The organism is Nocardia coffeae, assembly GCF_019890715.1.
GTDB lineage: Bacteria > Actinomycetota > Actinomycetes > Mycobacteriales > Mycobacteriaceae > Nocardia > Nocardia jiangxiensis.
Genome location: NZ_JAINZY010000008.1, coordinates 106,727 through 120,171 on the forward strand (window position 1 = coordinate 106,727; position 13,445 = coordinate 120,171).

General features: G+C 67.2%; 8 protein-coding genes. 1 reads left to right on the plus strand and 7 read right to left on the minus strand.

Features of this window, described 5'->3' with window-relative positions:
• Window positions 1-118: 118 nt before the first annotated feature.
• The 6 genes from K7711_RS27175 to K7711_RS27200 form a co-directional block, all read right to left on the minus strand.
• Window positions 119-448 carry a transglycosylase family protein gene (locus tag K7711_RS27175; RefSeq protein WP_222972298.1) on the minus strand — a complete coding sequence of 110 codons (330 nt, stop codon included), beginning with the start codon at window positions 446-448 and terminating at the stop codon, window positions 119-121.
• Window positions 449-795: 347 nt separating this feature from the next.
• The gene (locus K7711_RS27180) at window positions 796-2,727 is read right to left on the minus strand and encodes a tetratricopeptide repeat protein (protein ID WP_222972299.1); all 1,932 of its coding nucleotides are present in this window, start codon (window positions 2,725-2,727) and stop codon (window positions 796-798) included.
• Entirely contained in the window at window positions 2,724-4,970 is a 2,247-nt protein-coding gene (locus K7711_RS27185; protein WP_222972300.1) for a hypothetical protein, read from the minus strand. The genes K7711_RS27180 and K7711_RS27185 overlap by 4 nt, the downstream gene beginning before the upstream one ends.
• Window positions 4,967-6,361: an ABC transporter substrate-binding protein gene (locus tag K7711_RS27190; protein ID WP_222972301.1), complete on the minus strand. Its 1,395-nt coding sequence runs from the start codon at window positions 6,359-6,361 to the stop codon at window positions 4,967-4,969. Before K7711_RS27190 ends, K7711_RS27185 begins: the two co-directional genes overlap by 4 nt.
• 83 nt (window positions 6,362-6,444) lie before the next feature.
• A complete protein-coding gene (locus K7711_RS27195) occupies window positions 6,445-7,734 on the minus strand; it encodes an SPFH domain-containing protein (RefSeq protein ID WP_222972302.1) in 1,290 nt (429 codons plus the stop codon).
• Complete coding sequence (locus tag K7711_RS27200; RefSeq protein ID WP_040824680.1) at window positions 7,735-8,166, minus strand: NfeD family protein; 432 nt, start codon at window positions 8,164-8,166, stop codon at window positions 7,735-7,737. It abuts the gene before it with no gap.
• An 80-nt stretch (window positions 8,167-8,246) separates the two neighbouring features.
• On the opposite strand from K7711_RS27200, the gene K7711_RS27205 reads away from it, so the two are divergent.
• The gene (locus tag K7711_RS27205; RefSeq protein WP_222972303.1) at window positions 8,247-9,062 is read left to right on the plus strand and encodes a DUF3097 domain-containing protein; all 816 of its coding nucleotides are present in this window, start codon (window positions 8,247-8,249) and stop codon (window positions 9,060-9,062) included.
• 9 nt (window positions 9,063-9,071) lie between these two features.
• Here the strand turns inward: K7711_RS27205 and K7711_RS27210 are convergent, their stop codons facing one another.
• On the minus strand, window positions 9,072-13,421 hold the full coding sequence (locus K7711_RS27210) for a HAMP domain-containing protein (RefSeq protein ID WP_222972304.1): 4,350 nt from the start codon (window positions 13,419-13,421) through the stop codon (window positions 9,072-9,074).
• Window positions 13,422-13,445: the final 24 nt, after the last annotated feature.

Consider the following 13,445-nt stretch of genomic DNA (forward strand, 5'->3'; position numbering starts at 1 on the left):
GCAGAAGGGTGAACCCGCGGGAGCCATCGAGACCTACCGAACAACGACCACGGCCCTGCCATCCGGACATACCGGATGACAGGGCCGTGATGAATCTGTTCCCTCGCGGGTAGGCTGCTTACAGGTAGCGGCCACACACCGGCCAGGCGCCGGGGCCCTGGCCCGCGAGCACGTTCTCGCCGACGCGAATCTGCTCTGCGCGGCTGGCGTTGGCCGCGTTGCCGCTGCCGCCGTAGGAGTTCCAGGTGCTCTGGGTGAACTGCAGGCCGCCGTAGAAGCCGTTACCGGTGTTGGCGCCCCAGTTGCCGCTCGCCTCGCACTGCGCGACGGCATCCCAGTTGTGCCCGCCAGCCGCGGAAGCGTTCGCGGTCAGGCCGAACGGGACGGCGATGAGGGCGCCTGCGACGGCGGTGAGTCCGAGCGTGCTGATCTTGCGGTTGCGAAGCATAGGATTTTCCTGCCTGCGCCCAGCCGTCCGGAAGTTCGTGCGTTACCGGATCTCGTCCCCAGGGATGTCGGGTGCGAACTCGAATCACGGGACGAGGCTTCCGGTGTTCGGCGATTCGAGTCTCAGCTCTGTTTCGAGCTGCCGACGACGGTAACGGAGAATTCGCCGCAGATCACGTTGAGGTAACAAGTCGATACCGTCAACATATACATGAGGTTAGAGCCGATTTTCGACGGATGACATCGAAAAGGTAACGGCTTACACAATTGTCATTAACGGTTCGTTACGTGTTCGAGATCACAACAAAAATGTGATCCAGATCTCCGAAACTTTCTTGCCAAAGGCCCTTACGAGAGCGATCCGGCGTCCTCTGGAGCCGGTAGCGGCCAGCGGTCGACGCCGTCGAGCAGCAGTTCGTCGGGCGACGGCAGCTCCGGATCGAATAAACCCGGCTCCTGCGCCAGTCGTCCGCGCACCTTCTCCAGCGCCCGGTTGGCCGGCAATTCCGCAGGTAGGCGTCCGGTATCCGCATCGGGGCCGATGGCCTCGCGCATGCGCACGGCCTGGGCCAGCCAGCCACCGGCCTGCCGCAGCACCTCACCCCGCCACGGCTCCCCGCCCACCAGCAGCCCGCCGTATTCGGGGAACTCCGCGACCGCCGATCCCAGGTGTTGCAGGCAGCGTGCGGTCCCGAGGTCGTGATTCAGATCCCGGAAGCGGCTGAGCGCCCGCTGCCAGTCGTGCAGGGCCCGCCGCGGTTCGCCGCGAATCCACCGCAGCACGCCCAGGATTTCGTAGACGTGCGCCAACCCGGCCGGATCGCGATCGTCACCGGCCAGCGACTGCGCCACCGCGAGGCAGTTCCGCGCGGCCTCGAGTCTGCCCTCGTGCAACCGCACGATCGCCAGGTCGACCAGCAAGCAGACCGATCCGGCGGCGTCCCGGGCGGGCAATCGCCGCCACGCCCGCTCGAGTAGTGCGCCTGCCAGCTTCACCTCGTCCGGGCCGCACTGCCCGGTCAGGAGTTTCCACGCCTCGCGCTCATCGCGCCGCGCCATCAGCGGAGCCTTGTACCGATGCAGCCAGGACACGGATGATTCGATCGCCGGATCGCCGGTGTCGGTTCTCCGGTCGGGGTCGGCTCGCCGGAGCTGCGTCAACTCGTATTCCACCGGCTGGTCGTCGGGTGTGAGGAGTTGGGAGACCTGTTCCGCCAGGCCGTTTTTCGCCGCGCTCCAGCCGTTGCGGGCATACCAGCGATCCAGGGCGTCCGCGATGCGCAGCAGATCCGGGACGGCCGCGTCGCGCACAGCTTGCTCGCGCATCCCGCCGCACACCCTGATCAACCCGAGCAGATGCTCGGCCTCCTGACCGAACCAGCGCTGCGCACCCCCGCCCAATCGGCGGGTATTCAGTGCGGCCGCCCACCGAGTCGCCAGATCCGCGTGGTGACGGACCAGCGCGGGCAGTCCGGCGTCCCATTCGGGCTCTTCGTCGATCCTGGAACATATTCCGTCGGGCAGTACCCGCCACATGACCACCGAACGCACCGGGCCGAATTGCCGCACGTCCTGCCGAATCAGCATCCGCTGCACCAGCACCCACAGCACCAGCACCGGGGGCACGACCCCACGCCGCACCACGATCCGGTCGCCGGCGGCGCTGGTCAGCACTCCGGCCCGGGTCATTCGGTCGATCTCCGCCGTCGCGGAAATCGGTTGCGGCGCCTCGTCCAGCGGAAGCCGCCGCCGGGCGGTCAGGACGGCCGAGACCAGGTCGTACAGTGCGGCAGCCTCGTACTGTTCGAAGGGCAGCGCGTCGAGCACCCGCACCACCTGGGCCTTCCACAACTGCTGGCAATCCGACAGAGTCGGATATTCCCGGCGCGCAAGCGGTCTCGTCTCCCGGTCCGGTGGCGGCGCCGAAGATTTCACCGCCGGGCCCGGCGAAATCAGATCGGCGGTCAACCGCATTTCCCGCCGCACGCGCACCCGGTCCTGCATCGTGGTCAGTCGGCGCAGAATCAGATATGCCGCCGCGATCAGGACCACCAGAATGGCGATCCGGCTGAGCCACGACGACGCCGACGCGAGCGTCGGACTCTGCCCAACGCGATTCTCCAGAAGTTTGCTGATCAATTCCAATAGCAACGAGGTACTCAGTACCGACGCGGACCGCAAGAATCCCTGCCACAGCGAGGATTTCGCGACGATCTGTACCGGTGACTCGACGGCGAATTCGTCCGGGCCGAAATCGACGGAATCCTCTGCCGACGTCATCGCAGCGCTCCCCCGGTCAATCCCGGCACCAGGAATCGTCGCCAGGTCGCCAGCAGCAGCACGACCGGCGGCACTGCGGACAACAGCGCCCCCGCGGCCAGATGCGCTGTGCTCTCGTGGAATTGGCGCGCGTTACTCCACAGCAGCAGCGACCAGGGGCTCGCGTCCGCGCCGCGCACCTGCAACCCGATGAAGAAGTCGTTCCACACCTGGACCAGTTGCAGAACCGCGACCGCGACGAGAGCCGGTCCGGCGCTGTGCAATACGCTGCGCACCATGATCGAGGTACTCGCCGGTTCCCGGCGGGTGTCCGACAGCGGACCATCGGCCGGGGCCAGAAGCGCACCGCGCAGGATCATGATCGCGATCGGCAGCCCGATCGCCGCATGCATCAGAATCAGCGGAATCGACGTCCCGGCCAGGTCGTATCGGTTGATGATCGCCCGGATCGGCCCGAGGTAGACCTGGGCGGGCAGCACCGCGAAGACGACCAGGAACGTCATCAGCACACGGGAGGGCACTTTGTCCGGTCGCAGCGTCGCCGCATAGTAGGCCGGTGGCAGCGCCGCGCTCACGGTCAGGAACGTGGCCACCACCGCGACCACGCCGGTATCCATCAGCCCGCGCCAGAGTTCGGTATCGCTCCAGATCGATGTCGCCCCGACCAGCGCCGGGCCGTCGAATCCCGCCCACGTCATCACGAACAACACCACCAACGGGGCCAGCGCCGCCAACGGCACCACCCCGATTCGCGCACACAGGCGGCCCGCTCGCACCACGGCTATCAGCAGTCGCTCGGCCAGGCCCGAGACGACCGGCGGATCCTGCCGATTCCCAGGCTCTTTCGCGGCCGACCCGGACCGCACGGGGGTCCGGCGTTTCGCCATCCCGCCCCGCACCGCCCGCACACACGTCAGGATCCACCTCTCGTGTGCGGCCAGACCCGACCCGGACCCGGTCGCGCCCGAGACCGGAATGCGCAGTCGAACCGGCACCGCGACCGCGCCCGCCGCGGGCCACCGGGCGTGATGCCGCCGGATGCCGACCTGCAGGAACCAGGCGACCACCCCGACCACGAGGGCCAGCGGCATCGAGAATGCCGCTGCGGCAACATGATCGGCCGCGGTGTCGGACGGCAGATGCCACCAGTGCACAGTCACGCTGTCCAGCGTGTACTGCAACGGTCCGGGCACGCCCACGAGAATGATGTCGAAAACACGCGCCGCGGCCACGGTCACGACCAGGCCGACGATCATGATGACCGGGTTCAGCATCACCACGAGCCGCCAGTAGCGACGGAACCCGGTCCTGCGCTCCAGATACGCGCGGCGAACCGGATCGGACTCGATGCTGGCCGCCGCGGCCCGCAACAGGACGAACAACGCGCCGAACCAGATCCAGGCGAAGGCCGCACCCAGCATCAACGCGTACAGGAACGCCTGGAATCGCACATCGGTGACCGGGTCCACGATCGGCTCGAAGATCAACCGCCAGGCCAGACCCGCCACGAATGCCGAGACCCCGAACGGCACGATCAGTGGCCACCACGGCCACCAGGTGCGGCGCAGCAACCAGGCCATCCACACCGTGAACACGAGCAGTCCGAATGTCGCCGCCACCCACACCAGCGTCATCCAGTACGCCTCGCTCCCCGCAGTGGCCACGATCGCGGCGATGATGCCCGCGACCGCCACCACGGCGGGCAGCAACACACCCCAATACCAGCGCCCCGGCCACCGCCGCCCGAGCCACCACCAGACACCGATCAGGACCGCACCCGCACCGGCGACCTGGGACCAGCCCCAATTTCCTCGCGAACCGAAATAGACAGCCGCCCATATGGCGCCGCCGAGCCAGGCCAGCCACACACACAGCTCGGGCCAGCGCGGGACCCATCGGGCCTTCGGTGTCTTGCGCTTCGGCGAACGTGCCTGCGCCGACTTGGGCTTGCGCCACCAGCGCTTGGGCGAGCCGGCCGGACTCTCCAGCCGCCGCCAGGTCCACACCGCGCAGATCACCGCGGCGGAACATATGGTGACGAAACGAAACCGGGGCGAGAACACCACGACCGCCACCGACCATCCCGTCGGCACCAGTACCAATGCCCCCAGCGCCAGAGCCGGGAGTTGCACCACGAGTGCGACGACGCCGCGCAGATACCATCCGCCGATCAACCGCCCCGACAAGCGGCGCGGCGCGAGCTCCATCGTGAGGCCGTTGGCTTCGATCCGGTCGACGGTCATTCCCACGTCCGTTCGAGATCTCCGATGGCCCGTTCGGTCGCCGGTCCCACCGCTTGCTCACCGCGATCACCGACGTCGATGAGAAAGCGGGTCAAGATGCGCCACAACCCGTCTCGCCGCCCGCGCGGCCCGACCAGATCGGCGAAGTCGAACACGTCCCACCTGGTCATTCGATCGGCGACGCCGTTGAACAGACCGGAGTACGACGCGGGCGTCGCGGTGTTCAGATTCGGCGGCACGAAACCGCCGTAGTGCGCGATCCACGGTTGGGAGGCATTCGCCGCCGCGAGCGCGGCGACCAGATCCTCGGCCCGGGGCGAGGCATCCGCGGTGATGACCATGACGTCGCCGCCACCGATATTCGGCGGATGGTCGTTCCACGCCTGATACCCCGGAAAGCCCATCACGCCGACACTGCAGTCGGGACGCCCGGTGCGCCGCAAGCAGTCCCGCACTATCGGTTCCGCATAATCGGGGGCGACCACCATGGCCGCCCGACGATGCTGGAAAACGTCGCGGATCGCATCGGGGAACTGCCGCCGCAGCGGCTCGGCGACACCGCCCGCGAATCCCCCTGGAACACACCAGATCTTGCCGAGCATCGTCAGCGCGGCCCGCACATGATGATGATTCCAGTTCGGCGACGGCAGCCCGGATCGCCTGGGCGGCCAGCACTCTCCCGCCGACACGTCCGGTCCGGACAGCGCCTCGTAGGCCCTCGGGGCGACCGCCCGCAGCACATTCGCGAAGTGGTAGGCCAGTACCCAACCGTCCGCGGCACCGAGCGCGAACAGATGCCGGCCGCTGCGCGCGAACTGTTCGATATAGGCGCCCCAGTCCGTCAGCGACCACCGCTCGGGCCCATCGGTTCCGGTCGAGGTGCAGGTCCGGGAGTCGTACCCCGGAAAAGCCGAGCGATCGAACCAGATCAGCGACATGTTCGCCGCCTTGAACGGAACGCCGTAGAGCTGTGGGCTGCGACCGCAATCCGCATGCCACAGCAGGTTGTACCAGGACGCGGAATAGACCTGACGGCCGTCGGGCTGCCAGATCGACTCGGCGCGCAATTCGGGCAGCGCCCGCAATACCGCGCGGGCCGAGGTCTGGATCGCGCCCGGATCGGGCAGCATGACGATATCCGGCGCATCACGGCCGCCCGCACTCAGCGCGGTATTGATGTCATCGCCGAGCGGTACCACCTCCACCCGGCCGGTGAACGCGCCCGTGGAGGCCAGCCCCGCCAACACCGCGCGAAAGGCGGTGAGCTCGTTTCCACTCCAGGACACCGCGATCCGCACCGCACCGGAATCGCCGCCCAGGACTTCTGGCGTGCACGCGGCCGCCAGCGGCAGGACGAGCCCGCCCTGCAGAATCGCTCGTCGTGCGATCATCCCCCGGATACCGCTTTCCTGGCAGTACGCGAACCGCCTTGTCCCGGTCCGTCATTCGAGTATCGCCGGACCGGGACGACGCGTTACCGCGCGGGTGGCTCCGGCGGGCGCCAGCCCTGGGACTCACCCTGCCCCGAGCGCGGCTGCTGGGGCTGCTGATACTGGGCCGGCGGCGGCTGGTACTGCGCCGACGGCGGTTGCGGCTGGAACTGTGCGGGATTCGGCTGTTGACCGATCGCGCTCTGCGAGGGCGCGCCGCGCTGGCCGATCGAGGGCGCCTCCACCGGTGCGGCCGCGGCAGCCTCGGCCGCACGCACCGCGCGTTCGGCGGCCGGGTCGGTCTTGACGTCGAACCAGTCGGCGACCTCGTCCGAATCGTCCTCGCCGCCAGAGGTTTCCGCGCCGTCGGCACTCGACTCGTAGCGGAACACGCCGTCCTCGCCCTGGGTGCCGAAGTTGCGGGCGAACCCCTCCAGCGCCTTACCGAAGTCGCTGGGCACCATCCACACCTTGTTGGCGTCGCCCTTGGCCACCTCCGGCAGCGTCTGCATGTACTGGTACGCAAGCAGTTCCGGAGTCGGCTTACCGGATTTGATTGCGGCGAAGACCTTTTCAATGGCCTTGGCCTCGCCTTGGGCCTGCAGGTAGGCCGCGGCGCGTTCACCCTGGGCGCGCAGGATCCGGCTCTGGCGCTCACCTTCCGCGCCCAGAATCGCCGACTGCTTGGAACCCTCGGCGGAGAGGATCTGCGCCTGCTTGGCACCCTCGGCCGTACGGATCTGCGCTTCGCGATTACCCTCCGCGGTGAGGATCATCGCGCGCTTCTCCCGGTCGGCCTTCATCTGCTTCTCCATCGACTCCTGAATCGACGGCGGCGGATCGATGGCCTTGAGCTCGACGCGCGCTACGCGCAGTCCCCAGCGGCCGGTGGCCTCGTCCAGGACACCGCGCAGCTGCGAGTTGATCTGGTCGCGGGAGGTCAGCGTCTCCTCCAGGGTCATCCCGCCGACCACGTTGCGCAGGGTGGTGATGGTCAACTGCTCGACCGCGGCGATGTAGTTGCTGATCTCGTACACCGCGGCCTGCGGGCTGGTGACCTGGAAGTACACCACCGAGTCGATCTGCACGGTCAGGTTGTCCTGGGTGATCACCGGCTGCGGCGGGAACGACACCACCCGCTCGCGCAGATCTACCTTCGCGCGCACCCGGTCGGCGAACGGGACCAGGAAAGTCAGCTGACCCGACACGGTGCGTGAATACCGGCCCAGCCGCTCGATCACCGCGGCCTCGGCCTGCGGCACCAGCGCGATCGACTTGAACACCACCACCGCGACCAATAGGACCAGGACTACGGCGACGATCAGTGCAACCATTTACGGCCCCTTCCACACGACGGCATGCGCACCGTCGATCTTCATCACGTACACGGTTTCCCCTTCGGCATATTCCTCGGACGGGTCCAGAGGTCTGGCGCTCCACACCTCTCCGTCGATCTTGACCCGGCCCGTTTCGTCGTTGACGGTCTCGAGCACCTTGGCCGTCTTGCCCGGCAGGGCGTGCACATTCGTCGGCGTCGGCGGCGGAACGGAGAAGCGCCGCAACATGATCGGACGCACCAGGAACAACAGCGCCAGTGCGCTGACCCCGAAGACGATGGCGTCGGTGACCACCGCGGTATCCGCGATTCCGGCCACACCGGCAGTCACCAGTGCGGCGCCGCCCAGCATGAGCAGCGTGAAGTCACCGGTGAGCATTTCGGCGGCGGCGAGCGCGATGCCCGCGACCAGCCACACGATAGCGGCCACGCTCTCAACAGTAACCGTCCTGGACGTCCGCAACCGGGCAAGGACGCGCAAAACGTTGCCGAGACTGTATTTTCGAGCGGGTGAACGAGTACGGCGATATCTACTCAGGCCATTCCCGCACCCGTAAGCGCGCGGTGCCCGAGGTCAGCGCCGACCGCGATCTGGTCGCCGAGGACGCCGCCACCGGATTCTGCGGCGCCGTCGTGGGTTTCGAGCGCACCTACGACGGCGAGTTCGTCAAACTCGAGGACCGGCACGGGCTGGTGCGCCTGTTCGCGTTGCGCGAAGCGGCGTTCCTCATCGATGGACAGCCGGTGACCCTGGTGCGCCCGAAGGCCGCCACACCGCAACGTCCCACTCGCTCGGCATCCGGGTCAACCCGGGTGGAGGGATTGCGCGCCCGGGTCGCGCGCGGCAGCCGCATCTGGGTCGAGGGTGTGCACGACGCCGCGCTGGTGGAACGGGTCTGGGGGCACGATCTGCGGGTGGAGGGCGTGGTCGTCGAACATCTCGAGGGCCTGGACAATCTGGCCGCGCGGCTGACCGAATTCGAACCCGGACCGCAGCATCGCGTGGGCGTCCTGGTCGACCACCTGGTCGCCGGATCGAAGGAGACCACGCTCACCACGGGCCTGGGCCCGGACGTCCTGGTCACCGGACATCCCTACATCGACGTCTGGCAGGCGGTACGACCGCAGGCGCTGGGCATCGCGGAGTGGCCGCGGGTGCCGCGCGGGCAGGACTGGAAGACCGGTGTGTGCCGCCGGCTGGGCTGGGGCACACCGCAGGAGGGCTGGCGGCGGGTCTACAACGCGGTGGACTCCTTTCGCGATCTCGAGGCGCCGCTGCTCGGCGCGGTGGAGCGGCTCATCGATTTCGTGACCGAAACCGATTGAGCCGCATCCTCACTCGTCGGTCGACACATTCAGCCAGCGGCCGATGCAGGCCAGCAGATCCTCCGCGTGGACCGGTTTGGTGATGTAGTCGCTGGCCCCCGAGGCCAGACTCTTGTCGCGATCACCCGACATGGCCTTGGCGGTGACCATGATGATCGGCAGCCGGTCGAATCGCGGCATCTTGCGGATCGCGGCGGTGGTGGCGTAGCCGTCCATCTCCGGCATCATCACATCCATCAGGATCACATCGACGTCCGGATTCGCCTGCAACGCCTCGATTCCCTTGCGGCCGTTGGGCGCGTGGTCCACGCTCATGCCGTTCAGCTCCAGCATGCCCGCGATGGCCAGCACGTTGCGCGTGTCGTCGTCCACGAGCAGCACCTTGCGACCGCGCAACCCCGAATACTGCCGGGGACTGCCCTGCTGTTCGAGTTCGGTCGGATGCGGATGGGTGAGCATCAGAATGAACCGCTCGCGGAACTCGTCGGTCGTGCCGACCAGTTCCACCTGATACGTCCGCGCGGCCGCCTCCACGATCAGCTGACGCTCCCGATCCAGTTCACCGACCGGATAGGCAAGCACCGCAGCACCTTTCGCCGACAACTGGGAACACAGACCGTCCAGGAACTCCGCGGTGCCCGCGCCCGGCAGGTTCACATCCACCAGGACGCACTGGCAGGCCGTGGCGGCGGTGAGCGCCTGCTCGCAGCTGCCGACCGATTCGAGTTGGACCGGGCCGTCGTTGTCGGCGAGTTCGGCGACCACACCGGAGATCAGGCGGGTCAGCGGGCGATCGACCGGATCCTCCACGACCAGCACTGTGCGAATGGATGATTCGGGCCGGGTTCCGGACTCGGCGACGATCTCCGGCGGCGGAGTCAGCGGCAGCGTCAGCGTGAACGTACTGCCCACCCCGATCCGGCTCTCCGCGCTGATCTGCCCGCCCAGCAGATTCGCCACCTGCCGGCTGATCGACAGGCCCAGGCCGGTGCCGCCGTAGCGGCGGCTGGTGGTGCCGTCCGCCTGCTGGAACGCAGCGAAGATCGTCTCCAGATTCTGCTCGGCGATACCGATTCCGGTGTCACTCACCGAGAATGCGAGGTGCTGGCCGGTCCGGCACACCCGGAGCGAGACCGTCCCCGTCTCGGTGAACTTGACCGCGTTGGACAGCAGGTTGCGCAGCACCTGACGCAACCGCTGTTCGTCGGTCTCCAGCTGCGGCGGCACATCGGGCGCGACCTCGACATCGAAGTCCAGCCCCTTCTGGCTGGTCAGCGGACGGAATGTGGTCTGCACGTAATCCAGCAGCTCCGGCAGCGAGACCGGCTCGGTGCGGATGTCCATCTTCCCGGCCTCGACCTTGGACAGATCGAGGATGTCGTCGATCAGCTGCTGCAGATCCTTGCCCGCGGACTGGATCACCTTGGCGAATTCCACCTGCTTGTCCGTCAGGTTCCGCGAGGCGTTCTGCGCGAGCACCCCGGCCAGGATCAACAGGCTGGTCAGGGGTGTGCGCAGCTCGTGGGACATATTCGCCAGGAATTCCGACTTGTACTTCGAGGCGAGGGCGATCTGCTGGGCGCGCTCCTCGATCTCCTGCCGCGCCTGCTCGATCTCGAAGTTCTTCATCTCGATATCGCGGTTCTGGCGGACCAGCAGTTCGGCCTTCTCCTCGAGATCGGCGTTGGACTGCTGCAACTGCCCGGCCAGCCGCTGCGACTCCACGAGCAGGGAGTCGGTGCGGGAATTGGCCATGATCGTATTCAGATTCACCCCGATGCTCTCCATGAGCTGTTCGAGGAAATCGCGCTGCACCACCGTGAACCGGGTGAACGCGGCCAGTTCGATGACGCCGAGTACCTGATCCTCGAAAACGATCGGCAGCACGATCAGGCTCGCGGGGCGTCCGGCGCCCAGCCCGGAGGATATCTGCAGATAATCCGGCGGCGTGTGGTCGATCATGATCGTCTGCCTGGACAGCGCGACCTGCCCGACCAGCGATTGTCCGAGGTCGAAGACCGTACCGTCCTCGATGCGCCCGTATCCGGCGATCAGCCGCAGCACCGCGCGCTCCCGCTCGGACGCCATGGAGAAGAACGTGCCGTACTGGGCGCCGACCAGCGGAGTCACCTGATTCATGATCAGCTGTGCGACCGCCGACAGGTCGCGATGGCCCTGCAGGCGACCGGAGATCCGGGCCAGATTCGTGTTGAGCCAGGCCTGCTCCTCGTTGGCGCGAGTGGTCTCGCGCAGGGATTGCACCATCGCGTTGATGTTGTTCTTGAGTTCGGCGACCTCGCCCTTGGCCTCGACCGCGATCGACCGGGTCAGATCCCCGGTGGCCACCGCACTGGTGACCTCGGCGATCGCGCGCACCTGGCGGGTCAGGTTTCCGGCGAGTTCGTTGACGTTCTCGGTCAACCGCTTCCAGGTTCCCGAGACGCCCTCGACCTCGGCCTGGCCACCCAGCTGCCCCTCCTTGCCGACCTCCCGGGCCACGCGGGTGACCTCGGCGGCGAAGGAGGACAAGGTGTCGACCATCGTGTTGATCGTCGTCTTGAGTTCGAGGATCTCCCCGCGCGCGTCGACGTCGATCTTCTGCGACAGCTCGCCGCGGGCCACCGCCGTGGTGACCTGCGCGATCGAGCGGACCTGGCTGGTCAGATTGCCCGCCATCGAATTCACGTTGTCGGTCAGGCTCTTCCAGGTTCCGGCCACGTTCGGCACACGTGCCTGACCGCCGAGAATGCCCTCGGTGCCGACCTCGCGGGCGACACGGGTGACCTCGTCGGCGAAGGCGGACAGCGTGTCGACCATGGTGTTGATGGTCTGCGCCAGGGCCGCGACCTCGCCCTTCGCCTCGACGGTGATCTTCTGCGACAGATCGCCCTTGGCGACGGCGGTGGCGACCTGGGCAATGGAGCGCACCTGGTCGGTGAGGTTGTCGGCCATCACGTTCACCGACTCGGTCAGGCCCTTCCAGGTACCCGACACACCTTTCACATCCGCCTGACCACCCAGGCGACCCTGGGTGCCGACGTCGCGGGCCACGCGGGTGACCTCGTCGGCGAAGGAGGACAACGTATCGACCATCGTATTGATGGTCTCCTTCAACTCGAGGATCTCACCGCGGGCATCCACCCGAATCTTCTGCGAGAGGTCGCCGCGGGCGACCGCGGTGGTGACCTCGGCGATCGAGCGCACCTGCGCGGTGAGGTTGTCGGCCATCACGTTCACCGACTCGGTCAGGCCCTTCCAGGTACCCGACACACCCTTCACATCCGCCTGACCACCCAGGCGACCGTCGGTACCGACCTCCCGCGCCACGCGCGTCACCTCGTCGGCGAACGAGGACAACGTATCGACCATCGTGTTGATGGTGTCCTTCAGTTCGAGGATCTCACCGCGCGCATCCACCCGAATCTTCTGCGACAGATCACCTTTCGCCACCGCGGTAGCCACCTCGGCGATCGAACGCACCTGATCGGTCAGATTGTCGGCCATGAAATTCACCGATTCGGTCAGGCTCTTCCAGGTGCCCGACACACCGAACACTTGCGCCTGCCCGCCGAGGCGGCCCTCGGTGCCGACCTCCCGCGCCACGCGCGTCACCTCATCGGCGAATGAGGACAACGTGTCGACCATGGTGTTGATGGTGTTCTTGAGCTCGAGGATCTCACCGCGCGCGTCGACCGTGATCTTCTGGGACAGGTCGCCCTTCGCCACCGCGGTGGTGACCTCGGCGATCGAACGCACCTGCGCGGTGAGGTTCCCGGCCATGATGTTCACCGATTCGGTGAGGTCACGCCAGGTGCCCGAGACCTCCGGTACCTTCGCCTGGCCGCCGAGCCGCCCCTCACTGCCGACCTCGCGCGCCATACGCGTCACCTCGTCGGCGAAGGAGGAGAGCTGGTCGACCATCGTGTTGATGGTGTTCTTCAACTCCAGCAGCTCACCCTTGACGTCCACGGTGATCTTCTGGGACAGGTCGCCCTTGGCCACCGCGGTGGCGACACCCGCGATGTCGCGGACCTGGGCGGTCAGGTTGTCGGCCATCGCGTTGACCGAGTCGGTCAGGTCCTTCCAGCTGCCCGACACCCCCGGAACAGCGGCCTGGCCACCGAGTTTGCCCTCCGTGCCGACCTCGCGCGCCACGCGGGTGACCTCGGTGGTGAACAGGGCCAGCTGATCGACCATCCCGTTGAACACGAGCGATATCTCATCCAGGACCGGATCACCGACCTCGGGTAGGTACCGCCGGAAGTTCCCGTCGCGTACCGCCTTGAGGCCGTCCAGCAATGGCTGAAGGCGCTCGTCGTTGCTGTTGACACGATCCGCCGCGGCGGTGTCGGTGGTCATCGCTGTCCCCGCTTCCCCTGGGGC